We start from the raw sequence: 23838 nt of genomic DNA on the forward strand, positions 1-23838 counted from the left end.
GAGGTAGAAAGCTATCGCAGAATGTTCATAGGTAAACCCGCTAATTTCTCATCGGTAGATTTTCTTTAATTCCCAAGTTAGCTGACGATATCAACCTTCCCGTTATCATCGCTGGTGGCATTATGGATGCTAGAGGGATTTTGGCAGCACTAATATTAGACGCTGATCGTGTTCAAATGGGAACAGCTTTTTTGACTTGTACTGAAGCGGGAGTTCATCTCGAGTATAAAAATAAATTAATAAAATCTGAGTACGACGATACAACATTAATAACCTTTTTCTTAGGCAGATTAGCACCAGGAAATCCGTAATAAATTTATTTGATCAATGAATAGTAACATTGCGTACTCTTTAGATTATCCCATCTAAAATGCATTAACTAAAATTATTTGAAAAGCGGAGGTGGAACAAAATAACCTTGAATTTATGTCTCTGTGGGCGGGTCAATCGGCTTATCTTTGCGAAGGGTCATCAGAAAAGAAATTAATTGCTCAGTTAAAAAATGAGATTAATAGTTTATTGGGAGTGGGCCAATAATCCTAAGGATGTTATGTTTTTTTTGGATAATTGATGCAACGTTACTATATTTCCTTTTGAATCAAGAATAACAGCCATTCGGCACACAGGCGATGAAAAAATATCGATCTTAAACGTTACGCCATCTGGTTTAAGTTGATTAACCAGTTTATCTAACTCCTAAACTTCAAAAGAAATCGTTCCGCCGGAATTGGCAGTAGGAGAAACATCTTGAGTTAAGTTATTTATAAAAAACAACTTCCTTCGGGAAGATCGTATTTAACCGAGGCACTTTGAGCCGATATTTTTTTTGGTTTTAAGTAGAGTTTATTCTCATAGAAATTTCGAGCTTGATTCAGGTCTTTAGCCGGATACATTATAAAGGCGACCTTTTTGATTATTACTATTTTCTTAAAAAAATTAATCGGTTGATATTGATGATGCTGTATTTTATCACGAATTTATGGCTCTGGGTCAATGATATCTTATAATTTAGAATGGCAGATTTCGTTTCTGGTTTCGTTCTAAGGAGGCCATATAATTATGGAATTGTATGATACAACACAGCATGTATTTTTGGATAATGAAAACTTTGTTAGAATAACAAATCAGGCTGCGGAACAGAAACCTAGCGAAAGATCATGGAAACAAACTTTCCGGGGTAAGAGAATGAGAGGTTGTACTTCATGAATAAGGAATCTGATATGACGATACAGACACGGATATGGACACATGGGTAGTGGGATGGAGAACGCTAGTATAACAACAAAGCAACTCAAGCAAGATGTAGAAGAGATTTTTTCTGCACTTCAAGTAAGGATCAGGAGAACAAGCTTGAAGCAATAAAAGCTTCTGACGATTCATTAATTAGCAAATGGCAGATTTTCTTAGTTATTATCTTGTCAGCATAAATCAAAGTGGAAAAGAAATTAGGCTTTAGTGATGATCAATCGGGCATATCTGCTTTGAATAAAGTTCTCATAGAACGACAAGCTGACAAAAGCCTATAAATCAATTAAATTGAAAGAAGTGTCGAAAAAGTGGAATTATTTTTTGGAAAAAACGTTTGACATACATACGACTAAACAACTCACGCTAAAGGAAGTTCAAGATTTAATTACAGATATAGCAGTGGCCATGACTGCCGATGATTTCTTAAGAAGTATTGATGGGATGATAGAGCTCATTAGTAAAAATGCATCAATACTTGAAAAGAGAAAAGCATTGTTAAATATCTTATTACCATTGCATTTGTTAGTAATCGAAAAACATTATCTTTATGGAGAGCAAGGATACGTACAAGCACAAAAAAGCATTGATGGATTACTCTATTATGATCCTTTTATTATGGAGTAGGTGACTTATGCGTAGATAATCGTTTTTGAACGGGCAAAATTGCTATAAGATAATCAAGCTAAACACTTGGACTAATGATTTCTTATGTTGGCTCGTTTGCTTTATAAATTTGTTCAGTACAAAAGGTCTAATTGAATTTCAGCGCGTTCGTATTTAGATACATAGGTATGGGATCTTAATCTTTTTTGCAATATCAATTTGACGAATTCACTTCTTTTTAAGGTATGTTTGAAGCAGTTGTCTCATGATGCGGATGACGGCAAGCTGGATTGGAAGTTTTCACTTTAGATAATTAAATTAGTATTGAAAACTACTGCTGAGTTTGTTTTCTTTCATCTTTCCTCAATTCATAAGGGCAAGTAAACGATTAAAATTTTAAAAAGGGGCTTTCACTTTGGCAAAAAAGCATGATCATTTTATCATGGATAGGCTCCCCTTATTCCTTAGTAGATTAAGAATTAATCGATGTGGTCGATTTGTTGGGTGAAATTAAAGTAGTCAACCTTGACGTTAATAACGGTGGCGTTATGGTTAAGTTCCCAAAATTATGCACAGGAAGCCCGAGGACACAGAACGGCAACGTGGTATTTTTGGCCTTTTGGTTTTATAGTAAAATTTGGGCCGTTAGCTCAGTTGGTAGAGCAGCTGACTCTTAATCAGCGGGTCCACGGTTCGAACCCGTGACGGCCCATTTGAAATCAACAGCTTATTTCACTACTATCTGCAATATTTCAGCATTTCGGGAGGGGAAAATGGTGGGGATTTTAGGTTGACAGTGTAGCAGGGTTAATTGCGCTGGTTTGATTGCGATATGCTTTATTCGCTGTTTCAATGAAATTTTTAATTTCAGCGGCAGAGTAATGCGTTGTAATTCGATCCGACTTGTGACCTAAAAGATCTTGTCGATCTTCTAACATAACTCCGGCTGCGCGTAGCCATCTTCCAAATGTATGCTTGAGGTCATGCACCACATTTGGGGTAATCCCACGGCTGGCTGTGTCTTTTTTTGCCGTTTCATTAAGTATCACTAAGCAGTCTTCACTGTTTTTCACATTACGTTTCGGAATAATAAATACGCTGGCTGGTATTTAATTTCGGAATAGCCATCTCCCATTCCCAACGTAATCGATATACTTCCTGTTCACGACAACCGGTATTTACTTTAAACAATGCCATTCTCTGTAAATGCAATGGCAATGCGGTAAATAGCCGATCTTGTTCCACCAAATTTAATGGATAAGGTTCGCGCTTATCGTCTTCTTTAAGTAATCGAATTTTGGGAACAGCTGCCAGCCACGTTAAACCATTTTCATCCATCCACTCACTGGCCGCCAAATTAAGCATTTGTCCGACAGTTTGTAAAGCGGAATTAAATGGTACGATTCTTCACACCTTCTTGCTGACGAGCATCAATAAAAGGTTGTAAAGATCCATGGTGGATCGTTTCAAGAGTGAGCTTACCAATGTAAGGATCTAACACTTTAATCCATCGTTTATCTTCTCTTAGAGAAGTTTTGGATTGTTTTTTCTTTAAATAACGTTCGGCAGCTTTACGGAAAGTGTGTTTATGACGGGTTCCAAATACGATGCTTTGTTGAAGATAATCAATACGTTTAGATAAAATAAATTCTGTTTTAAGCAAATCACGAGTTCCCGTACTCTAAAAAGCCCTGAAGTTCGTTTTCGTCTCATAAATTAGCTTCTGCTAGTTATGGAACGTACACTTCGAGCTTTACACTGCTCCACCCCATCGATCTAAATCAAGCCGGTCAAAGGTGATACCTTACCTTGAATGCCGATATGCAATTTTGGTAAAGTTAGTCGTACTTCCTTATTAAACCGATTTTTATTCATCCCGAAATATCGTCAAGTCTCTTTCAGACGAATTAATCGAGGTTGTATAGAACTTCTGCATAACTGAATTAAAATAATTCGAGGCAGGTCATGCGAAGATGGTCTCTAAGAAAAGGAGATCTTGATACGATGAAAGATTTAATTCAATTCCGTAAAATGAAAATCATGAATTGTAATTTTAATCTTTCCAATAGCTATTTTAAATGATCGGGTATTCGGGTGGAATAGCAATTGGAATTGGAGGGATTATTATTGAAAAAGCGGGTGGGAGAATATTAAAAAACAATCTGAAACTGATTACTTATCTGACACGCTTCATCCTGCCGTTACCTATTTTTGGCAAGTTAAAAATAGGTAACGGCAGGATGAAGCGTGTTAAAAAGAATTTCATGTAAAGTGGACATAGGTTTTGTGTTGGTTAAAAAGGGAAAATTTTGTTGGTCTAAAAATAGTGATACTCCTTGTTTAGGAAAGTTTTTTTCTTTAACATTCATAACATGAACAGTTGGCTTTACTCTCTATATTTTTCTCAACTATCCAACATAATAATCATTATCAGGTACCTGATAGCGGTCGCTTAAATCAAACAATCTGGGCTGCATCTGCTCACTCCTTGCCGTCTACTCAAGATTCCACTCATTTTAAGAGATTTTTGACTATTTCAAGAAATACCCTTAAGAAACTGTTAATTCTATTTAGCTACAATGTATAACTCGTGTTAGTGATATTCTTAGATAAACTGCCATTTGGAGCTTTTAAAAATGAGACGCATGCCTAAAAAAGATCACGAGTGCTTTAAAGAAAAAAATGGGCGAAAAAGATTTTTAGAATTTGAGTCGTTTGTTTATTTTGCTTGGTCTTGGTGTTGAGGAAGACACCCAAGTTCATGATCAAAGTGTTAGTATTCCCGCTGACCGAGTCGATTTCGATACACTAAAAGAACAATTGGAAATAATGGCGTAGAAATCTCCAGTTTAGAAAACTTTCCTCGCTTTTGTTGATGGAGATCAAATACAGATAGATGTAATTGTGTGCAAAAGCATTTTCGATCACGAATGGGTTAGGGAGACTCTACAGGTATAACAGATGAAATCGATCCCTTGGTAGAATATATAGCTGAGAATGAAGAGAAACGTGGCTTAGTTCCCGGATAATGCATGGAATAGTTAACAATCTTTTTATAGCTGCTTAATCTTACTGATTACCTTATTGCTTAGTGGGTGCCCAGTTCTTATTTCCAGCCAGCTTAGAAGATATTTCTCCACTTAACAACGATTTTTACTCAAATTTAACATCCGCTTGTGTTCCCGGTCTTGATTTCGGTTTTTAAAGTTATCGCTGGGAGCGTATGGGTCAATAAAAAATATCCTTTAAAACCAGGTAACATACGAAATTTCATTGTTTATAAATATAGCCCCTACTGCCGATGCCGCTAAAGCTGAACGATTTAATAAAGCCAACTGCGAAATTGTCAAATGCCATAACGGCATTAGAATGGTGGTAACGACACCAATAATAAAAAGATCGTAAGCCACCCGTAAAAAAAAACCAATACCCGTCGTAAAGACAATGCGCCAATGGAGTGCTTTAATATTGCCATTGTCATGGTCCGTCAGTTCATTCTTTACAACAATAAATGAGCCCATTATATACAAGTCCCATATCCGGATAATCCAATACTAGAGGTTTAGAGAGCAAATATTCAGCCGTATGCGTTGTCCAACCACTTTGAGTTTCTGCACGGCTTTCTTTCCATTTGCTAAAGTCACTGCACCCTAAATACATCAAAGCGACCAATTGCATTTGTTGATTGGGCTCTAAATTATTAATAGTCTCTTTATTAATAGTCTCTTTGAGTTCGAGGTAAGTGAGATCGTTTTGATGATCAGAAAGGATTTGCATGAAATCTTCTTCACTCAGCTCGTTGACATTTTCCGGAATCACGACCCCCTCTTTAGCATGAAATTTTCGAGCACGAACGATAATATCACAAACGATGAGTGGACTTAGATCAAAAGTCATAGCTTTCTTCCTGAATAGAAGAATAAACATACCAATCAGGATTAGAAGACACAAGTGGTAAGTTTCACTGCCGTTCGCACGGCTTTTGTGAAGTGATCTCTCTGTGATCCATCCTCGCCCTCTAGCGCTTTTATTGCTGTAAATCATAGAACTGAGACGTTAGCCGAGAATCGTTGAGAAAGGGATATTTTGTTTGACATTCCGGTTAATCTGATATATTGATAGCGAAAAATATTGGGGTAATCGTTAGAATAGGTTTTATATGCAGAAATGAAACTTCAGACCATTGCTTCCATCGCTGAAAGCAGGCCGATACAGCCTGTTTTTGCTTTTAGGCCCGCTGCCATAGGGCGCGCGGTTAATTACTTTCGCACCCAATTTAAAGGACGAATCTTATATGCGGTAAAAACTAACCCTGAACAACATGTTATCCAATTGGTGCATTCCCATGGTGTAACTGCGTTCGATGTGGCTTCCTATGAAGAAATTTGTACCATCAAAGAATATGTTCCCTCGGCTGAACTTTATTTCATGCATCCAGTGAAATCGCCTTACGCGATTCGCGAAGCTTATTTTAATTACGGTGTTCGTCATTTTTCTCTCGATTGCTTAGACGAGCTGAATAAAATTTTGCGTTGTACTGAAAATGCCAAAGACCTTTGCTTACATTTACGGCTTGCTATTCCAAATGCGTTTGCTGAATTCAATTTGGCAGAAAAATTTGGCATTAATCTACACGAAGCCCCTGAGTTACTAAAAACCATACGGAAAGTGGCTTGCAAGCTGGGTGTCACGTTTCATGTGGGTTCGCAATGTATGCACCCTGATGCCTACCGAATCGCCATTCGAATGGCTGATAAGGTAATTAATGAAGCAGGCGTAGAAATTGAATATTTTAACGTAGGTGGGGGGGTTCCCTCCATTTATCCGGGCATGATTCCGCCGGCGTTGTATATTTATTTCAAGGCGATTCATACAGAATTTGCGAAAATAGCCCACAACCGACCTCATTTGGAATTGCTTTGCGAACCAGGTCGTTCAATAGTAGCAGAAAGCACCTCTGTAGTGGTGAATGTCGAGCTGCGAAAAGACGATATGCTTTACATCAATGATGGCACTTACGGAAGCCTTTTTGACGCTGGTATTCCCCATTTTATTTTTCCAGTCCACTTGTTGCGTTCAAATCGTCCTACGGACAGAGATCTTTTACCCTTTAGTTTTTACGGTCCAACTTGTGATTCTTTGGATTACATGAAGGGTCCTTTCTATCTTCCTAACGATATTCAAGAGGGTGATTATATCGAAATCGGCCAGATGGGCGCTTATGGTCGAACTTTGTCTACTAAATTCAACGGATTCAAGCAAAAAGAGGGCGTTGTTCTGATTTCGGATGAGCCTCTTATGACGATGTATTCGGACGACTACATCACGCAAGAACCCCTTGAAGTCATTGCTGCTTAATTTTTATTAACCCGTGAGGAAATCATTGATGAAAAATCAAACCTTGCCGACCTCTTCTTTGAAAAAAGAATTGTTGCAACAAACAGTTGAACATATTGATATTACCCGTTTTGACGCCCGTCCGATTGTTGATGCGATGGATCGAATGTCATTTACCTCTCGAGATCTTGCCAGAGCAACGCAGATTTTTAACCGAATGCTTCAAGACAAGGAATGCAGTATTGTTTTGACTATCGCTGGGTCAACTTCGGCTGGCGGTTGCATGAAATTATATGCCGATTTAGTGAAATACAATATGGTGGACGCCATTGTGGCAACCGGTGCTAGCATCGTGGATATGGATTTTTTTGAAGCCTTAGGTTTTCGCCATTATCAAGGTACGCCGGCAGTGGATGATCGGCAATTACGTGATTTATATATCGATCGAATTTACGATACCTATATCGATGAAGAAGATTTGCAACGATGTGATCATGCCATTTTTGAAATTGCTAATAGACTTGAGCCTCGTCCTTATAGCTCGCGTGAATTTATTCAGGCTGTGGGTGCTTTTTTGCAGGAAGGAAAGGCCAAAAAAGAAGATTCGTTAGTGCAGCTGGCCTATGAAAATGATGTACCGATCTTTTGTCCTGCTTTTACTGACTCTTCAGCAGGTTTTGGATTGGTACTCCATCAAGTAAAAAATCCTGCTAAGCATTTAACTATCGATTCCATCCGAGATTTTCGTGAGTTAACAGAAATTAAAATTCAAGCAGGGACAACTGGATTATTAATGATCGGGGGTGGTGTTCCAAAAAATTTTGTTCAAGACACGGTAGTTTGCGCAGAAGTTATTGGAAAGTCGGTGGATATGCATAAGTACGTTATTCAAATAACTGTAGCAGACGTGCGCGATGGAGCGTGTTCCAGTTCGACCCTTAAAGAAGCTTGTTCCTGGGGCAAAGTAGATACGTCCTATGAGCAAATGGTTTATGCAGAAGCTACGTCCGTATTGCCGTTATTAACAAGCGATGCTTATCATCGAGGTTTTTGGAAAGATCGGTCGCGCCGACGCTACGCTCGGTTGTTTAATGAGTAATCGAAATAATGAAATGCCTTCCTCCTAAACAAGCTTTTTTAGGTTTGGACACTCAAGATGCCATGAGTTATGAAAACGCAAAGGCTGTCATAATTCCCTTTGGATTGGAGCAGTCTGTAAGCTATGGCGGGGGTACTGCCAAGGGACCCGCCGCGATGATTCAAGCCTCGCATGAGGTGGAGTTATTTGATGAAGCCCTTTGGTACGAGCCTTACCGTGACATCGGTATTGTAACCTTGGAAGAGCCCAAGATCGAAAATGACATACCAAAAGCATTGCAGCAATTGGAGGGGTTAGTAGAACGTGTTCTAGAAGACAAAAAGTTTCCCTTTATTTTTGGAGGAGAGCATTCGATCACTGTGGGCTCTATCCGCTCGTTTGTTAAACGGTGTCCTAATTTAGCAATTTTGCATTTTGATGCGCATGCAGATTTGCGCGATGGATACCATGGCGAACATTTTTCTCATGCCTCGACAATTCGGCGTTGTTTAGATCATCCGAATATCGAAGTTGTTTCAGCTGGCATTCGAAATATTTCTGCGGAGGAAATTTATTTTTTTGAAGCCAATCAAAAACGAATTCATATTTATTGGGCAAAAGATAAGAAAAATTGGGACATAAAAAAAATTATTGCTCCCTTAAAAAACCGTCCCATTTATCTCACATTTGATGTGGATGGATTTGATGCAAGTTTAATGCCTGCCACTGGAACGCCGGAGCCAGGTGGATTATTTTGGAATGATGCGCTCGAAATTATTGCTGCAGCGAGCCAGGTGGGGACTATTGTTGGCGCCGATATTAATGAATTAGCGCCCATTCCTTATTTTCACAGTTGTGATTTTTTAGCAGCTAAACTGGCTTATAAAATTCTTTCTCTAGCCTTCGTTTAGGGGAGACGTCCTGTTCTTCCCTCACTTTTTTCCACGATGTGTTTTTTTATTAACGTAATTGGCATAGCTTTTAATTGCAATGACTAAACGGTTTACAAACGTTTTACGTATCTCTTTAGAAAAATCTACTAAAAATTTAACCACTCCGAGTCCTAAAATACTCACTCCAAAATATTTGTCTATTAATGCAAATATATTAGGGGTGGTTGATTTTAATTGAGCTTTAGTACGGGAAGCTTTATTTTACTCAAAATTTTTAACAGAAACACTGAAGAAATTGCCACAAGAAGGACGATAAGACCGCAAGTTAATGCAATGAGGGCGGTGCTCAAATGAATATTCAGATAAAGGTAAAGAGAAACAATGACAAATCCCAAGCCGAGCAGCACCAATATCCAAACAAGACACAAAAGAACAATGCCGATTATAAAGGTTGTCATCATTTTTTACGGGTCAATAAGCGACTTACTATACTGGCTAATAAACTAGCGCCAAAAGGATAACCTACTGTGGCTAACTAACCGTTTCTTTTTACATTTTGCTTCAACTGTATCTAAAGTATGTTTGCCCGAGTAATGAGGTTATCTTTCATCGCTTCAGCTTCGCTTTTACTGCATTCAGTTATCATTGCTAAAATTAGCGAATTCTTGTCTAAGATCTCCGTTTTTAGTTACTTTGGGCATGGCCATTCTCCTTTGTGATTCTAAAAGAAATATAGCAACGGTGAATGGGAATGCGGATGGAGGTTTAAAAATTCAAATTCTTATTCACTTTCAGTCTAAAGTTCTTTTATTTTGCTAATACTAAAATCCCAAGCTTTTGTGGGCATAAGGTTTGGGGGGAATGACAAGTTCATTAGGATTTGTTGATACATCGACCAATATTGGGGCATCCTTAATTTCGAAAGCTTGTTTTACAGCATTTTCGAGCTAGTCATGACTTTCCACGCGGATACCTTCGCCGCCCATTGCTTTAGCACATTCAGTGAGGTTGGGGTTATGCAACGTAAACGTAACCCCCATTCCGGATATTCGGCAGCCTCCATTTTCATCCGCACTAACCCTAACTTATCGTTATTAAATACAAAAGCTTTAATGGGAAGTTTGTAAGTTACCATGGTAAAATAAAATCTCCCATAAGCATCGTAAAGCCGCCATCTCCGCAAAGGGCGACTACCGAATGTTTTCGGGTCAAGCGCTTGAATACCAATGGCTTGAACAAAAGCATTTGCCATTGAGGCCAGGTTAAAAGAGGCAATAAAATCGCGCCTTCCTTTCATTTGTATGTGGCGTGCCATCCAAATAATGGGCTTACCCGTACGTATCCGCGGTAGAGACAGCGTCCTTACTAGCATAGTGATCGATGTAATGGGCTAAGGCTTGGGGGCGAACGTAATCCTTATTGCTATGAGAAACGCGTTTTAAAATAAAGTAGCCTCCCATTTTTGGCGTTTTTCCTGCGCTTTCTTTAAATGAGAATCGTGTTTTTTTAGCGAATCATGGGGAATAGGGTTGTGACAGTTTTTTACATCTTTTTGGGAGGGTTCCGATGTCTGAGGGGACCGATAGGTGAGCAACTCCTTGACACGCTAACGCCGTTTGCGCAGCTAATAAACCTAAACGAGGCATTTGCTCGGGGGGGATAACAGTTTCATTATAAACAGAGATATCGTCGAACAACTGATCTAGATTAATTTCTTCGTGATAATCCCTTCCAATTTCATCTCGCGGTGTCTGAACTGTAAGGGCTAACACAGGAGCGTATTCGTATTTGGCATCGTACAATCTATTTATAAGATAAACGATAAACGACACCGGGTCCCACCGTTCCTACACAAGGGCCCAGTTTTTCAGTCAATTTAGCTTGGGTTCCTGCAGCGAAAGCACCCATTTCTTCGTGGCGTGAACAGTGATCCATTCGAAACGTTTATGTTTGTCAGTTCTTAGTGCATCGGCAAGATGATTAATGGCATCTCTCTAAAAACTCCGAAAATTTGTTGATTGCTGCATCCATGAATAATGTTGAGCATCATTTCCCATAGGGTAATACTCATGGTAGTTTCCTTAATAATAGCCTCTTATTATTAAAGAATAGATGTCACCTGTTTCTTTGTCAAACGTCTTATATTTTTCTTCTATTCGCTGAGTTCCTCACTCCTGTCCTATTTTTAAAGTCAAAAAATTGGACAATTTCATGAGCAACCACTTGCTTAAAAACTAAATAGGTAAATAAATAATTTTAAAATTCCATTTTCTTGGAAGGCGAGGGAAACGAGTTTTATTTTAGAACAGATTATTTTAGAACAGATATAAAAGTTTCTACAATTATCAAAATTTTTCCGGATCAAGAGGTATTGCATTGCGCCGGCAATTGAAGGTTAAGTAGTTTGCCTGAGGTGGAATCCCATATAAAGCGCTATGCGGAACAGGCCGAACTGACAACTACAATTAACGCTCAAAATATAATAAAAATGGATAGTGCAGGCACTTTACTTTTTCACACTTTAATAAGCCAGCTCCAATCATTAGAGAAAAGTTTAGAAATTCAAGGGTTGAATCAAAATACTAAAACTTTTACGGCCATTTTGTGCGAGTTCGCTCCTTTGATTACTGACATTATTGCGGCAGGACGAACGAGTACAGCATTTACAGTACAAATTAGCACTATGAAGGTGAATGAGGAAATCGACGTGCTGAATACAATGGGTGTATCCCCACTTGAACCTCTCGTTTTACCAAAATTTTTTACCTTATTAATCACGTTAACCTTGCTGATGGCTTGGGCAGATATTTTTGCAGTTTTTGGTAGTATGCTCATGGCTAAATCCCAATTAGACATTGGCTATGTGGCTTATTTAGACCGATTTCAGCATGCTATTCCTCTGCGTCATTATGTATGGGGTATGGGGGGTGTCGGGTTGATTAAAGCCTAAGGTATTCGGCTTAATTATTGCAGCTGTGGGTTGTTTTCAAGGTTTTCAAGTGGGCTGCGCAGATAGCGTAGGTCAAAAAACTACTCAAAGCGCAGTGCAATCCATTTTTCTTATTATCATTGCCGATGCTATTTTTTCTGTGATATTTAGCTGGCGAGGTATCTGATGGCTGCTTCTGAACCTTCTCAGCCTCTGATTGAGATTCGTGGTTTGCGTAATCAATTGGGGAGGGGAGCTTATTCACGAGGAGTTAGAATTATTCATTAATCGAGGAGAAATCGTTGCCATCATCGGTCCTAGCGGATGCGGTAAAACAATTTTATTGCACAGTATTTTGAAGCTTCAAAAACCTACAGCTGGAGATATTCAAGTTTTTGGTGTAAACGTAGCTAATTGTACAGAAGCCGAAGCTTTGTCCGTACAGCGGTGATGGGGAGTAATGTTTCAAAGCTCTGCGTTATTCAGTTCACTGTGCGTTTTAGAAAATGTTCTTTTTCCGTTACAGGAATATTTAAATTTAGAATCAGATACACAAACAGAAATTGCACTAACTGGATTAGAGTGATGCAGCGAATAAATACCCTGCCAAGAAGCTTAGCGGAGGTATGAAAAAACGTGCTGCCTTAGCCCGTACTATCGCATTAGACCCAGAACTTCTATTTCTCGATGAACCGACTACTGGATTGACTACTGGATTAGATCCTAAAAGCGCGAGCGAAATGGATGAATTAATTTTATATCTAAAAGAAATATCTAAAAGAAACTCTTGGATTAACGGTGGTTTTAGTAACTCACGATCTCGATACACTATGGCGAGTTTCTGAACGGATTGTTTTTTTAAGTGAAAGAAAAGTTTTAGCGGCTATGTCAATGTCCCAATTGGTTCGGCACCCGCATCCTACTGTTCAAGAGTATTTCAGTCGTGGTCGAAGCGCTTTTAAACACCGACAAATCTACAATACTTAGAAGTATCGGGGATAGGTCCTCAAACCCCAGTGCGATTTAATGGAGTTAAAATGGGTTACGTGCAAAAGATTGAATTAAATCGGGCCGATTTTCAGCAAGTAATTTTGAAGTTAAAAATTAGAGAGAAACACCTGTCACCACAAGCACTATTGCGACATTACCGATCCGAAGGAATTATGAGAACAGATTATGTAGCTTTAAAAGCATTGACCGCCACGGCCCCCGCTGTTATAATCATTCAATCCGGTGAAAAATATTCTGTTATTCCTTCCAAGCCCTCCTTGTTAATGAAATCCTCCTTGTTAATGAAATCCTCCTTGTTAATGAAATCCTCCTTGTTAATGAAATCCTCCTTGTTAATGAAATTGAGTACCGCTTTAGAGGAAGTTACTAAAACGATTAAAGAATTGAGTGACAATATAGAAAGAATTGAGTGACAATATAGAAAAAGTTTTTGATGAAAAAATCGCCGAGCAATTACTGCCAGTTTAGCCAATTTACAGAAAATAACGATGACATTGGCAGCTAATTCACAAAATATTAATTCAACCATGATCTCTATGAAAAAGTTTATGTCTAATAGTGCCAAATCCAGTGAACAGTTACCATCGATAATGCACCAATTAAATAGCATTTTAGCCGGGATGAAATTAACCGCGTACCAATTTGAATAACAGGACGAAGTATGAAATTGACAGTGCGGGATGCTCAATACAACTATGCAAAACGTATCCACTCAAATGATGCCCAGTGTCCAACAATTACTTGATAAATTCAATGTAATGGTTGTTCATTTACAACAATTAAGTAGGGATTTAGAACACAATCCATCAATTTTAGTTAGAGTTAAATATCCTTCTCCACCAGGTCCGGGAGAGAAATAATGGGAATTTTTAAAATGCATTTTATTTTATGCATTTTATTTTTTATTTACCCTTTCCTTTCCTTAGGTGCTTGCGGTCTTATAGCTGTTCCGCCAATATCCTAATTATCAACTTGAGGATTTGCATTCGATAAAAGTACCACCTGCTAAATCATTTGACTTTAGTTTCTACACCAATGGCTAGCTCCGGCTAGAAAACTTCAGGAATGATTTATGGAATGATTTATATGCTGACTCCCTATCAATTGAGCTCTTATGCCATATGCCAGTAGTCAGTGGGTTGCGCCACCTTCTCAAATATCTTTATTTTTTTGAGTGTTGCGTCAAACGGAACATTTTTTTACAATAATTTCATTACCCTTTTTTTGTAGGGTTAACATTATTTTGACACTCTTTTATTGAAATTGCAACAAGAATTTTTCTTTCCTAATTAGTCAGGTTCGGTTAACCGTTCAAGCTTCGTTAATTAAAAGTTCAAAAATAACCGAATTATGGCAAGTCAGATTTTAGAAGTTCTTATTCCGGCACCGAGTAATAACCCTTATGGAAGTGTTTGTCAGCTAATCGCGCGGGGCCGCTATTATTGGTCATCGCATTGCTTTATTTTGTGCTGCTCATGCGCGATAAATGCTGCGATAAATGCTATTTAATTATTTCTGATGGTGAATTGACAGTTCACTAGTGTTTGCTTGGGGAGACCGCAACTGTGATCTTGTAGGATGGTATTATATTCCCAGGTGGTGTTTTTTAAGTCTTCAATATTAATTCAATATTAAAAGGATAATAAACACTGGATAGTAAAACTACCCATTGACCATCGCTTGCTTTATAGATGCAGGTAGATGCAGGCAATGCGCTTTTTGGCAGGAGAATATACAGCTCCTCCAAAATTTTTTGCTTCTAAAATTACGTTTAAAGGAGTGGGCTGATAAGATTTTCAAACGGGGGGGGAATTATTAGAAGTCCAATAGCTTTTGCTATTTTGCTGTAAATTGGTGGGGGCAAGTGGCTCCCCAAATCTGCCAAGCAAAACCGATTCCTAAAATGGTTATCCCAATCTTCCTGAGTAACGATTGACGCATCGTCTCTTCTTTTTTACTTTCAATAGAGAACCTAAATAATTATAGCCAATCGGTGTATTATTAAATTATCCTTCCCGTTAGAAGGGAAGGTTCAAGCAAGGAATACTAATGCCTAAAACTGAAATTGGCCTGTTCCACTTAAATTAAGAAAAGGCAGATAAGGCTAAGACTACTAAAGAATTAGATTTAGAAAAGTATATCTATGCCGCCGGTATTGTCCATAGCAAGGATTCTTTTTATGCGCGTCAGTTTAGCGCTTCTTAATTAAGAGGAAATGTGGAGCCATATGGAGCAATTAAGAAAAGGTGGCGTATTTGTTGCCACAGAAATGGAAAGTTTTATTATTTTTACCTTAGCCAGTTTGTACAGTTATCGCTTTTCAAAAGGCTTTCAAAAGCCAAGTGAGATTATTAAAGTAGGTTTGATACTCACTATTATCCGTGGGATAAGACGCCCGTCCGTTCCAATAAGGAACTTATCGGAAAGGCTATTCAGCGTGCTCTAGATATTGGCATTCACAGCATTAAATTTCTATTCGACTTAGAGAACGAGAGTAAGTGGATAGGCACCTGCAAGCCTAAAGTCGACGTGACTGCGGTAATCTAGTTCCCATCGAAGCTTTCCAACTGTCTGCCCTTTCCTTGGAAGCTATTTTTGGGATAGTAAGTAATAACAACATCACTTACTCGCTGTAATTTCTCCCCATTAGAGGAAAAATGAGATTGAGGATAATAACTGAAGGTAATATCGGCCGATCCGACGGACTTTTCCTTCATTCCCTGAGATGCTGGGACAGTCGGATTGAAAACGGGGATTTATCGTGAGCGGCGAGGGCCCATTGTTGAAGGGAATTTTATTTCCGTAATATTTAAAGTTAAAGGCTAGGAAAAGGACAGTTAGCTGAAGAGCATGAATAATAACTGATGGGGACACTCCTCCGACTTCTGCAATCTTTCCACTGTTTCCATTGAGGGCCGAAGAAGGGTAATACTTGATGTTAAGCCCATCCGTTGATGGCATGGCTTGTTTATGTCCGATGATTTGATTAAGTTGGTGGAGCGTTTCCATTTTGGCATCATTCGCTTTGACAGATTCCAAATAGCCATAAACACTAACATAGAAGGTCACTTTGCGGAGTTTTGATGAGCACGGCTTAAAGGAAGCCATAACCGTCCGTGACTTGGGTTATAATTGTTACCTTCGGCGAAGCCTAATAAGGGAATAAGCAAGGCTATAATAAACTTAAAAGTGTTGGATTATAGGCTCTTTTGGCGCATGTGAAACTCCGCTAGGATGTTCGATTTGGCTTATATAAAGTATAAATGCCAAAATCTAGCATTGGATTATTTTTGCCAAGGGGCTTGAGTGGCTATGGTATTTAGTGTTCAATATGCCCCCTTAACTATATGAAATTACTGCGAGAGTGGCGGAATTGGTAGACGCGTTGGATTTAGGTTCCAGTAGGTAATCCCTGTGAGAGTTCGAGTCTCTCCTCTCGCACCACTGAACCTCTCTTAAAATTGTCTGGTTGAGTAAGGCCTTGCTAAAAATCGACGAGACTTAGCTCCTCATAGTAGAATTTCAAGACAGGTTCGAGAAGAAAATAGGCAAAGGTTTTATGTCATCAATAGAAAAGGTTGGGGGATTGAAACAGCGTTTGACGGTCACAGTCCCAGCCGAAGATATCGAGAAAGCTTATCAAAGCAGGCTTAAAAAGGTTACCCAAACGGCAAAATTGCCTAAATTTCGACCCGGAAAAGCGCCTCTTAAGAACGTGGAGCGGCGGCTTGGCAAGTCTATTCTCCAAGAGGTAGTGGGGGAGCTTGTTGTAGATACTCTGAGGAGGGCTGTTGAAGAAAATCACTTACACATTGCTGGTAAGCCTAAAGTGGAGCTCGGACAAGTATTACGAGGACAGCCTCTTAAATATGTCGTTAATTATGAAATTTATCCCGAAATTACCCTCAATACGCTCGAAGGTGAAAAGATAGAACGGTTAAACATAAACGTGTCCGAAAAGGACGTGGCTAACATGATTGAATCATTGCGTACTCAGTCCGCCGAATGGAAAGAAGCGGATCGAGCAGCAAAATCTGGAGACCGGGTTATCATCGATTTTGAGGGCACTCTTGATGGTAAAGCCTTTGAAGGCAGAAGTGCTAAAGAGTTTCCATTAGAGCTGGGTTCCCATCGCATGATTCCTGGCTTTGAAGAAGGAATTGAAGGAATAAAGCCGGGCGAGACCAAAGCCATCGACGTCACTTTTCCGACGGAATACCCAAGCGAAAATCTGGCAGGTAAAGCAGCTACCTTTATGATAAAGCTGCATAAAGTGTTAGAGCCTGAACTTCCCACCTTCGATGATAAGTTCGTCGAAAAGCTCGGTATTAAAGAGGGGGGTGTAGAGGCGCTCCGAGCAAAGGTGAAGGAAAATATCGAAAAAGAAGTTCACCGTTACGCTGAAAATAACTTGAAAATGACGGTCTTAGATAAATTGGTTGAGCGTAATCCCATTGAGGTACCCGAAGTGTTGGTTGAGGCAGAAATTGAGCACCTCCAAAATATGACTCGTCAACAAATTGCAAGCCAGATGGGCAAAACCGACGAAGCCAAAAAATTAGAACTGCCACGGGAGCCTTACCTTGAGCGAGCAAAAAAACGCGTGGTATTAGGTTTATTGCTTGGTGAAGTAATCAAACAACACGATATCCAGGCAGACTCTGCGCAAATCAGGTCACGGATTGAGGAAATAGCAGCTGCTTATCCCAAGCCCGAGGAAGTGGTTTCCTGGTATTATAATAAAAAGATGCTTGCCGAGGTCGAATCGGTTGTTCTCGAAGATCAAGCAGTAGCGGTGCTATTGAACCAGCTTGAAGTTGAAGAACGAGACGTAACTTATGAGGAAGCAGTCCAACAAGCACAACAAGGTGATTGATGATGAGTGTCTTAATTCCCATGGTGGTTGAGCAAACGTCGCGAGGCGAACGAGCTTATGATATCTATTCACGTCTTCTAAAGGAACGAATTATTTTTCTAATTGACCAGATTGAAGATCACATGGCCAATTTAGCCATCGCACAAATGCTTTTTTTAGAATCGGAAAATCCCTTTAAGGAAATCAATCTTTATATAAATTCTCCTGGAGGTTCGGTGAGTTCAGCAATGGCAATTTATGACACCATGCAATTTGTAAAACCTGATGTACGTACTTTATGTTTTGGACAAGCCGCCAGTGCTGGTGCCTTGCTTCTTGCCTCAGGGGCTCATGGAAAAAGACAATGCTTGCCGAATTCTTTGGTGATGATTCACCAGGTATTAGGCGGATATCAAGGTCAAGGTACTGACATTCAAATTCATGCCAAACAAACCAAGCGAGTCAGTGACCAGCTGACGGAAATTTTGGCCAAACATACGGGAAAAAGTTTCGAGAAAATTGAAAGAGACACGAACCGCGATTATTTCTTAACGCCGGAAGAGGCTTTGGAGTATGGCTTAATTGATTCGATAGTGACAGAACGACCCTAGCATTGAAATAAGTAATTTTGATCCCCATTTTCAGAAGAGGTAGTGAGGTAAGTAAATGAGTGAAGAAAAACCACAAGTTTTATATTGTTCGTTCTGTGGCAAAAGTCAGCATCAAGTTCGCAAATTAATCGCAGGTCCCGCTGTTTTCGTATGTAACGAATGCGTAGATTTATGTAATGACATCATTCGTGAAGAAGAAATTGCTCATGCTGTTGAGGTTCAGAAAAAACTTCCAACACCATCAGAAATTCATCGATTATTGGATGAATACGTCGTTGGTCAAGACTTCGCTAAGAAAGTATTAGCTGTTGCCGTGTACAATCATTACAAACGATTGAGTTCGCACACTAAAAAGGACGATGGTGTTGAAATTAACAAAAGTAATATTCTTTTGATTGGTCCAACTGGTTCCGGAAAAACTTTATTAGCGCAAACATTAGCTAAAATATTAAATGTTCCTTTTGCTATTGCAGATGCAACTACATTGACCGAAGCGGGATATGTGGGCGAGGACGTTGAAAATATTGTTCAAAAACTATTACAAAAATGCAATTACGATGTCGAAAAAGCAAAAACGGGGATTATTTATATTGACGAAATCGATAAAATTGCTCGTAAAACAGATAGTCCCTCATTGACTCGCGATGTTTCGGGCGAAGGAGTGCAGCAAGCTTTATTGAAATTAATCGAAGGTACGGTTGCTTCTATTCCTCCTCAAGGTGGCCGAAAACATCCGCAGCAAGAATATTTGCGAGTAGATACGTCCAACATTTTATTCATTTGCGGAGGAGCATTTGTTGATTTGCATAAAATTATTCAGCATCGTACGGATAAAAGTGGTATTGGTTTTGCTGCGGAGGTACGTTCGAAAGACGATTCCACAAATACTTCAGAATTAATTAAGCAAACGGAACCGGAGGATTTAATTAAATTTGGTTTAATTCCGGAATTTGTTGGACGGCTGCCTGTTATCGCCACTTTGGAAGAATTGAATGAAGATGCTTTAATTCGTATTTTAACAGAACCGAAAAATGCGTTGGCTAAGCAGTATCATAAATTGTTTGAATTGGAGAGTGTGCAAATTGATTTTCGTAAAGATGCTTTGCGGCAAATTGCTAAGCGAGCGATTCAGCGAAAAACAGGGGCGCGTGGATTACGCTCCATTGTTGAACACACTCTACTGGATTTGATGTACGAGCTTCCAACCGTCGTTGGTTTGAAGAAAGTCGTAATCGATGGAGGTGTTATTAATCAAACTTCGCCGCCGTTATTTATTTGTGATAAAGAAAAAATTCCTCGTAAGGTGGCTCAAGAATAATAAGGGATACGACATGGTAGAAGCAGCAGTCGAGAAATTGGAATTACCATTATTACCATTGCGTGATGTCGTGGTATTCCCCCATATGGTGATTCCTTTATTTGTGGGTCGGGCTGAATCGGTCAAAGCGTTGAAAATGGCCATGTCGCAGGATAAGCGGGTTTTTCTAGTCGCCCAAAAGGATGCTAATAATGACTCGCCGGGGCAAAAAGATCTTTATGAAATAGGAACGATTGCTACTGTCTTGCAATTATTACAATTGCCGGATGGTACTGTTAAAGTGTTAGTGGAAGGCTCAGAGCGGACTAGACTCATTCATTTAGAAAAAAAAGAAAATTATCTACAGGTTGAAATTAAACTCTTACAAGAAGAAGGCACAGAAGGCGGCGATAAAACGGAGCTGCAAGCGTTGGCTCGTGCCGTCCTTGATCAATTTGAGCAATTAGTAAAAATAAGTAAAAAAATTCCTCCGGAACTTTTGCCCTCTTTAGCAAGTATTGATGATCCTGGCCGTTTGGCTGACAGTATTGCAGCCCACATGACAATTAAATTAGATTCCCGTCAAAAGATTCTCGAAATTCTCTCTGTTAAAGAACGATTGGAAGTTTTACAAAAAGTTTTAGCTCAAGAATTGGATTTAGTTGAAGTTGAAAAACGAGTTCAAGGCCGAGTTCGGCAACAGGTGGAAAAAAGTCAGCGCCAGTATTACTTAAGTGAAAAAATAAAAGCCATTCAACAAGAGTTAGGTGAATTAGAAGAAGGTAGCCCTGTTGATGAGCAACACCAATTGCTCGAAAAGATTGAAAAAGCTGGGATGCCTTTAGAAGCTAGAGAAAAGGCAGTGGCTGAATTGAATAAATTAAAAATGATGCCGCCGATGTCGGCGGAAGCTACGGTTAGCCGCAATTATCTGGATTGGTTGCTTCAAGTTCCTTGGAAAAAGCGCACCAAAATCAGCAAAGATTTGAAGCTCGCCGAAGAAATTTTAGAAGCAGATCATTATGGATTAGAAGAAGTTAAACAACGAATTTTGGAATATTTAGCCGTACAACAGCGCGTGCGAAAATTAAAAGGCCCTATTTTATGCTTAGTTGGACCGCCTGGAGTAGGTAAAACTTCATTAGGACAATCAATCGCAAATGCGACAGGCCGTAAATTTGTTCGCATTTCCTTAGGAGGTATCCGAGATGAAGCTGAAATTCGTGGCCATCGTCGAACTTATATTGGCGCTCTTCCTGGAAAGATCATTCAAAAGATGGCAAAAGCTGGTGTTCGAAATCCATTATTCATGCTAGATGAAGTAGATAAAATGGCATCGGATTTTAGAGGCGATCCTGCCGCTGCTCTTTTAGAAGTTCTGGATCCGGAACAAAACCACGCTTTTAGCGACCATTATCTGGAAGTGGATTATGATCTTTTGGATGTTATGTTCATTGCCACAGCAAATTCTCTTAATATCCTCCCGCCATTGTTAGACAGGATGGAAGTCATTCGACTAGCCGGCTATACAGAAGAAGAAAAGTTGAATATCGCTAAACGTTATTTAATTCCACGTCAGCTTGAGTTAACGGGATTAAAACGAAAAGAAATGCTTATTTCTGATGGTGCGATTTATGAAATTATTCGGTATTACACGCGGGAAGCTGGGGTTCGAGGTCTGGAAAGAGAAATCGCAAAATTGTGTCGAAAAGTCGTTAAAGAAATTTTGACAGCGAAAGAAAAATTAAAACGAGCTAAAAAGGAAAAGCCCATCAAGCAGCGTCAAATAACCGTCCGCAATTTAGGAAAATATTTAGGTGTAAAACGTTATCGTTTTGGATTGGCTGAGGAAAAAGACCAAATTGGGCAAGTGACCGGTTTAGCTTGGACAGAATTTGGAGGAGAGCTTTTAACAATAGAAGCTCAAGTAATCCCTGGAAAAGGTAAATTCTTACATACCGGGCGCTTAGGAAATGTCATGCAAGAGTCAATTCACGCAGCCACTACGGTGGTACGGAGTCGCTCAACTGGATTGGGTGTTCCGGATGATTATTTCCAAGTGCATGATTTTCATATTCACGTTCCTGAGGGCGCCACACCAAAAGATGGCCCAAGTGCTGGTATTGGGATGTGCACCGCTCTAGTTTCAGCAATTACGCGAATTCCCGTACGATCTGATATTGCTATGACAGGTGAAATCACTTTGCGTGGTGAAGTACTTCCCATTGGAGGATTAAAAGAAAAATTGTTAGCTGCGCTCCGAGGTAATATAAAACATGTGATCATTCCTGAGGACAATAAACGAGATTTAAAGGAGATACCGGCCATCGTGACTCATGGTTTAAAAATCCACCCCGTAAAATGGATTGATCAAGTATTTGAATTAGCTCTGACTCATATCCCCGAAGTGGAAGCTCCTGTCAAAACTTCTCCGTTGAAAACATCAAGCAAAATCTGTAAGGAAGATCGACGGACTCAAACGCATTAATTATTGTTTATTTTCATGGCCAACAATCAGGAAAAATTACAATTCGATATCTTGCGTCTTTTAGATCGTGCAAAAAAGCGAGTGGATCAAGTTGAAATTAGTGCAGGTATCGAAACGGGTTTTTCAGTAGATGTTCGTCTGGGGGCTGTAGAAACCGTCGAGCATCATCGTGAGAATTCTCTTGATATTACAATTTATCATCAACAACGTACAGGTAGTGCGAGCACTTCGGATTTATCTTTTGAAGCGATGGAAACTGCTTTTGATAAAGCTTGTACTATTGCCCAATTTACTCAGGAAGATCCCTATGCCGGATTAGCAGACGTCGCGGACATGGCCTTGGATTATCCCAATTTGACGCTTTATCACCCCTGGCAAATTACCCCTAAAGAAGCTATTGAACTCGCCATAGAATGTGAAACCGTTGCGCGAAAATATGATCCTCGAATCAAAAATTCCGATGGCGCTACGGTGAATACGTATGATTCTTTTAGAATTTATGCGAATTCTCACGGATTTTTAGGTCACTATCCTTCGACCATTCATAGTATGAGTTGCAGTTTGGTTGCTGAACAAAACAACCAAATGCAGCGCGATCATGATTACACTTTGGCCCGTAGTTCCGATAAATTGTTGCCAATTAATCTTATTGCTCAACACGTAGCAGAAAAGACAATTCGTCGATTAGGAGCTAGAAAAATAACGACACGTCGCTGTCCTATTATTTTTGATGCACCTGTGGCCAAAGGAATGTGGCGATCCTTAATTTCGGCTATTCAAGGCAGTAATTTATACCGTGACGCTTCTTTTTTATGTGGCCAATTACATCAGCAGATCTTTCCTAAATTCATTACTATTTATCAGGAGCCGCATTTGCCCGGCGAAATTGGCAGCGCACCTTTTGATGAAAATGGCGTTAAAACTCGAAAAATAAATTATGTAGAAAATGGAGTGTTAACTAATTATATTTTAGACGCATACTCGGCAAGAAAATTAGGAATGAAGACTACGGGAAACGCGGAAGGAGTTTTTAATTTATTTATAACCGCTGGTGATAAGGACTTAATCGATTTATTTAAAGAAATGCAAACAGGCTTGTTTGTTACGGACTTGATGGGCCAAGGTGTTAACTTATTAACGGGAAATTATTCGCGTGGGGCTTTTGGCTATTGGATTGAAAATGGTGAAATTCAATATCCCGTCGAAGAAATTACTATTTCGGGTAATTTGAAAGAAATGTTTAAACAAATCCAAGTGGCCGCTAACGATATCGATCCCCGTAGCAGCATCAAGACCGGATCAATCTTAATAGAGCAGATGACCGTCGCAGGGGAATGATCTTCTAATCTCCATAAAATAGGGTGGATTAGTTAGTGCCGCTAGGCACGTAATCCCCTCTCTTTGTCTCCAAAATTGTTTTAACTAATTAATTTTTAATAAATTTTATAACGCCGTCAATAAGAAAACCTTAACTTTTCTCTGTTACAC

Annotated in this window: 26 protein-coding genes, 2 tRNA genes and 2 pseudogenes; 20 read left to right on the forward strand and 10 right to left on the reverse strand. The window is 39.4% G+C overall.

The window, feature by feature from the left end; translation table 11 throughout:
- Positions 1-50 precede the first annotated feature (50 nt).
- The 4 genes from CleRt_RS13940 (at position 51) to CleRt_RS02495 (ending at position 2563) form a co-directional block, all read left to right on the forward strand.
- Positions 51-311: a nitronate monooxygenase gene (locus CleRt_RS13940; protein ID WP_082160414.1), complete on the forward strand. Its 261-nt coding sequence runs from the start codon at positions 51-53 to the stop codon at positions 309-311.
- 91 nt (positions 312-402) lie between these two features.
- Positions 403-537 carry a hypothetical protein gene (locus CleRt_RS13095; protein ID WP_306686796.1) on the forward strand — a complete coding sequence of 45 codons (135 nt, stop codon included), beginning with the start codon at positions 403-405 and terminating at the stop codon, positions 535-537.
- Between the two features lie 1008 nt (positions 538-1545).
- Entirely contained in the window at positions 1546-1872 is a 327-nt protein-coding gene (locus CleRt_RS02490; protein WP_157870811.1) for a hypothetical protein, read from the forward strand.
- Positions 1873-2490: 618 nt separating this feature from the next.
- Positions 2491-2563: transfer RNA gene (locus CleRt_RS02495), tRNA-Lys, on the forward strand.
- Positions 2564-2636: 73 nt separating this feature from the next.
- Here CleRt_RS02495 and CleRt_RS02500 read toward each other — a convergent pair.
- From CleRt_RS02500 to CleRt_RS02510, 3 genes are read right to left on the reverse strand one after another with little or no spacing between them, the layout of a single operon-like run.
- Positions 2637-2900: a tyrosine-type recombinase/integrase gene (locus tag CleRt_RS02500; protein ID WP_235379167.1), complete on the reverse strand. Its 264-nt coding sequence runs from the start codon at positions 2898-2900 to the stop codon at positions 2637-2639.
- A 25-nt stretch (positions 2901-2925) separates the two neighbouring features.
- Positions 2926-3216 carry a hypothetical protein gene (locus CleRt_RS02505; protein ID WP_048875072.1) on the reverse strand — a complete coding sequence of 97 codons (291 nt, stop codon included), beginning with the start codon at positions 3214-3216 and terminating at the stop codon, positions 2926-2928.
- 25 nt (positions 3217-3241) lie between these two features.
- Positions 3242-3514, reverse strand: a complete 273-nt coding sequence (locus CleRt_RS02510; RefSeq protein ID WP_048875073.1) for a hypothetical protein — start codon at positions 3512-3514, stop codon at positions 3242-3244.
- 415 nt (positions 3515-3929) lie between these two features.
- Here CleRt_RS02510 and CleRt_RS09885 point away from each other — a divergent pair, with 415 nt between their 5' ends.
- Positions 3930-4121, forward strand: coding sequence for a hypothetical protein (locus tag CleRt_RS09885; RefSeq protein ID WP_157870813.1), 192 nt, complete (start codon positions 3930-3932; stop codon positions 4119-4121).
- Positions 4122-4566: 445 nt separating this feature from the next.
- Positions 4567-4689, forward strand: coding sequence for a hypothetical protein (locus tag CleRt_RS13100; RefSeq protein WP_306686797.1), 123 nt, complete (start codon positions 4567-4569; stop codon positions 4687-4689).
- Positions 4690-5096: 407 nt separating this feature from the next.
- Here the strand turns inward: CleRt_RS13100 and CleRt_RS10680 are convergent, their stop codons facing one another.
- Positions 5097-5372 (reverse strand): hypothetical protein, encoded by a 276-nt coding sequence (locus CleRt_RS10680; protein ID WP_048875074.1) that lies wholly within the window; start codon positions 5370-5372, stop codon positions 5097-5099.
- On the reverse strand, positions 5344-5748 hold the full coding sequence (locus tag CleRt_RS02520) for a DUF3775 domain-containing protein (RefSeq protein WP_048875075.1): 405 nt from the start codon (positions 5746-5748) through the stop codon (positions 5344-5346). Before CleRt_RS02520 ends, CleRt_RS10680 begins: the two co-directional genes overlap by 29 nt.
- A 270-nt stretch (positions 5749-6018) precedes the next feature.
- Here CleRt_RS02520 and CleRt_RS02525 point away from each other — a divergent pair, with 270 nt between their 5' ends.
- Genes CleRt_RS02525 through speB form a run of 3 tightly spaced genes read left to right on the forward strand, consistent with a single transcriptional unit; the run spans position 6019 to position 9177 of the window.
- Positions 6019-7209: a type III PLP-dependent enzyme gene (locus CleRt_RS02525; RefSeq protein WP_048875076.1), complete on the forward strand. Its 1191-nt coding sequence runs from the start codon at positions 6019-6021 to the stop codon at positions 7207-7209.
- Between the two features lie 28 nt (positions 7210-7237).
- Complete coding sequence (locus CleRt_RS02530) at positions 7238-8287, forward strand: 1,9-bis(guanidino)-5-aza-nonane synthase (RefSeq protein WP_048875077.1); 1050 nt, start codon at positions 7238-7240, stop codon at positions 8285-8287.
- Between the two features lie 8 nt (positions 8288-8295).
- Entirely contained in the window at positions 8296-9177 is an 882-nt protein-coding gene (speB, locus tag CleRt_RS02535; protein ID WP_048875078.1) for an agmatinase, read from the forward strand.
- A 913-nt stretch (positions 9178-10090) separates the two neighbouring features.
- Here speB and CleRt_RS02540 read toward each other — a convergent pair.
- The 4 genes from CleRt_RS02540 to CleRt_RS13110 are packed head-to-tail and all read right to left on the reverse strand — an operon-like array spanning position 10091 to position 11094.
- Positions 10091-10474 (reverse strand): thiamine pyrophosphate-dependent enzyme, encoded by a 384-nt coding sequence (locus CleRt_RS02540; protein ID WP_048875079.1) that lies wholly within the window; start codon positions 10472-10474, stop codon positions 10091-10093.
- Positions 10475-10487: 13 nt separating this feature from the next.
- Positions 10488-10619, reverse strand: coding sequence for a hypothetical protein (locus CleRt_RS13105; protein ID WP_306686798.1), 132 nt, complete (start codon positions 10617-10619; stop codon positions 10488-10490).
- A 54-nt stretch (positions 10620-10673) separates the two neighbouring features.
- Positions 10674-10961 (reverse strand): thiamine pyrophosphate-binding protein, encoded by a 288-nt coding sequence (locus CleRt_RS02545; RefSeq protein WP_048875080.1) that lies wholly within the window; start codon positions 10959-10961, stop codon positions 10674-10676.
- Between the two features lies 1 nt (position 10962).
- Positions 10963-11094, reverse strand: coding sequence for a hypothetical protein (locus tag CleRt_RS13110; protein ID WP_306686799.1), 132 nt, complete (start codon positions 11092-11094; stop codon positions 10963-10965).
- A 478-nt stretch (positions 11095-11572) separates the two neighbouring features.
- Between CleRt_RS13110 and CleRt_RS08235 the strand changes: the two genes are divergently transcribed.
- From CleRt_RS08235 to CleRt_RS09895, 5 genes and pseudogenes are all read left to right on the forward strand, one after another.
- Complete coding sequence (locus CleRt_RS08235) at positions 11573-12109, forward strand: MlaE family ABC transporter permease (protein WP_306686814.1); 537 nt, start codon at positions 11573-11575, stop codon at positions 12107-12109.
- Between the two features lie 49 nt (positions 12110-12158).
- Positions 12159-12275: an ABC transporter permease gene (locus tag CleRt_RS13115; RefSeq protein ID WP_306686800.1), complete on the forward strand. Its 117-nt coding sequence runs from the start codon at positions 12159-12161 to the stop codon at positions 12273-12275.
- A pseudogene (locus CleRt_RS02555) lies at positions 12272-13075 on the forward strand (ABC transporter ATP-binding protein). Before CleRt_RS13115 ends, CleRt_RS02555 begins: the two are co-directional and overlap by 4 nt.
- A 5-nt stretch (positions 13076-13080) precedes the next feature.
- Positions 13081-13512 (forward strand): annotated as a pseudogene (locus CleRt_RS02560) (MlaD family protein); the annotation flags it as partial.
- A gap of 282 nt (positions 13513-13794) precedes the next feature.
- On the forward strand, positions 13795-13959 hold the full coding sequence (locus tag CleRt_RS09895; protein ID WP_162198812.1) for a hypothetical protein: 165 nt from the start codon (positions 13795-13797) through the stop codon (positions 13957-13959).
- A 1786-nt stretch (positions 13960-15745) separates the two neighbouring features.
- On the opposite strand, the gene CleRt_RS02570 is transcribed toward CleRt_RS09895, so the two are convergent.
- Entirely contained in the window at positions 15746-16168 is a 423-nt protein-coding gene (locus CleRt_RS02570) for a hypothetical protein (protein WP_162198813.1), read from the reverse strand.
- Between the two features lie 289 nt (positions 16169-16457).
- Between CleRt_RS02570 and CleRt_RS02575 the strand changes: the two genes are divergently transcribed.
- From CleRt_RS02575 to pmbA, 6 genes are all read left to right on the forward strand, one after another.
- Positions 16458-16543: transfer RNA gene (locus CleRt_RS02575), tRNA-Leu, on the forward strand.
- Positions 16544-16643: 100 nt separating this feature from the next.
- Positions 16644-17975, forward strand: a complete 1332-nt coding sequence (tig, locus tag CleRt_RS02580) for a trigger factor (RefSeq protein ID WP_306686815.1) — start codon at positions 16644-16646, stop codon at positions 17973-17975.
- A gap of 2 nt (positions 17976-17977) precedes the next feature.
- A complete protein-coding gene (gene clpP / locus CleRt_RS02585; protein ID WP_048875772.1) occupies positions 17978-18565 on the forward strand; it encodes an ATP-dependent Clp endopeptidase proteolytic subunit ClpP in 588 nt (195 codons plus the stop codon).
- Positions 18566-18620: 55 nt separating this feature from the next.
- Complete coding sequence (gene clpX, locus CleRt_RS02590) at positions 18621-19883, forward strand: ATP-dependent Clp protease ATP-binding subunit ClpX (RefSeq protein WP_048875083.1); 1263 nt, start codon at positions 18621-18623, stop codon at positions 19881-19883.
- A gap of 13 nt (positions 19884-19896) precedes the next feature.
- Positions 19897-22350 (forward strand): endopeptidase La, encoded by a 2454-nt coding sequence (gene lon / locus CleRt_RS02595; protein WP_048875084.1) that lies wholly within the window; start codon positions 19897-19899, stop codon positions 22348-22350.
- A 3-nt stretch (positions 22351-22353) separates the two neighbouring features.
- Positions 22354-23688, forward strand: a complete 1335-nt coding sequence (gene pmbA, locus CleRt_RS02600) for a metalloprotease PmbA (RefSeq protein ID WP_235379168.1) — start codon at positions 22354-22356, stop codon at positions 23686-23688.
- Positions 23689-23838 lie beyond the last annotated feature (150 nt).

Origin of the sequence: Candidatus Coxiella mudrowiae, assembly GCA_001077715.1 — a bacterium.
Taxonomy (GTDB): Bacteria; Pseudomonadota; Gammaproteobacteria; order Coxiellales; family Coxiellaceae; genus Coxiella; species Coxiella mudrowiae.

Excerpts from the sequence above, each read along its gene's own strand:
- clpX (WP_048875083.1), top strand. The coding sequence starts at position 18,621 with ATGAGTGAAGAAAAACCACAAGTTTTATATTGTTCGTTCTGTGGCAAA.
- clpP (WP_048875772.1), top strand. The coding sequence starts at position 17,978 with ATGAGTGTCTTAATTCCCATGGTGGTTGAGCAAACGTCGCGAGGCGAA.
- lon (WP_048875084.1), top strand. The coding sequence starts at position 19,897 with ATGGTAGAAGCAGCAGTCGAGAAATTGGAATTACCATTATTACCATTG.
- CleRt_RS02530 (WP_048875077.1), top strand. The coding sequence starts at position 7,238 with ATGAAAAATCAAACCTTGCCGACCTCTTCTTTGAAAAAAGAATTGTTG.
- CleRt_RS10680 (WP_048875074.1), bottom strand. The coding sequence starts at position 5,372 with ATGGGCTCATTTATTGTTGTAAAGAATGAACTGACGGACCATGACAAT.
- CleRt_RS02505 (WP_048875072.1), bottom strand. The coding sequence starts at position 3,216 with ATGCTTAATTTGGCGGCCAGTGAGTGGATGGATGAAAATGGTTTAACG.
- CleRt_RS09885 (WP_157870813.1), top strand. The coding sequence starts at position 3,930 with ATGATCGGGTATTCGGGTGGAATAGCAATTGGAATTGGAGGGATTATT.
- CleRt_RS02520 (WP_048875075.1), bottom strand. The coding sequence starts at position 5,748 with ATGACTTTTGATCTAAGTCCACTCATCGTTTGTGATATTATCGTTCGT.
- CleRt_RS02540 (WP_048875079.1), bottom strand. The coding sequence starts at position 10,474 with ATGGCACGCCACATACAAATGAAAGGAAGGCGCGATTTTATTGCCTCT.
- CleRt_RS02525 (WP_048875076.1), top strand. The coding sequence starts at position 6,019 with ATGAAACTTCAGACCATTGCTTCCATCGCTGAAAGCAGGCCGATACAG.
- speB (WP_048875078.1), top strand. The coding sequence starts at position 8,296 with ATGAAATGCCTTCCTCCTAAACAAGCTTTTTTAGGTTTGGACACTCAA.
- CleRt_RS13110 (WP_306686799.1), bottom strand. The coding sequence starts at position 11,094 with ATGGATCACTGTTCACGCCACGAAGAAATGGGTGCTTTCGCTGCAGGA.
- CleRt_RS13105 (WP_306686798.1), bottom strand. The coding sequence starts at position 10,619 with ATGGGAGGCTACTTTATTTTAAAACGCGTTTCTCATAGCAATAAGGAT.
- CleRt_RS09895 (WP_162198812.1), top strand. The coding sequence starts at position 13,795 with ATGCAAAACGTATCCACTCAAATGATGCCCAGTGTCCAACAATTACTT.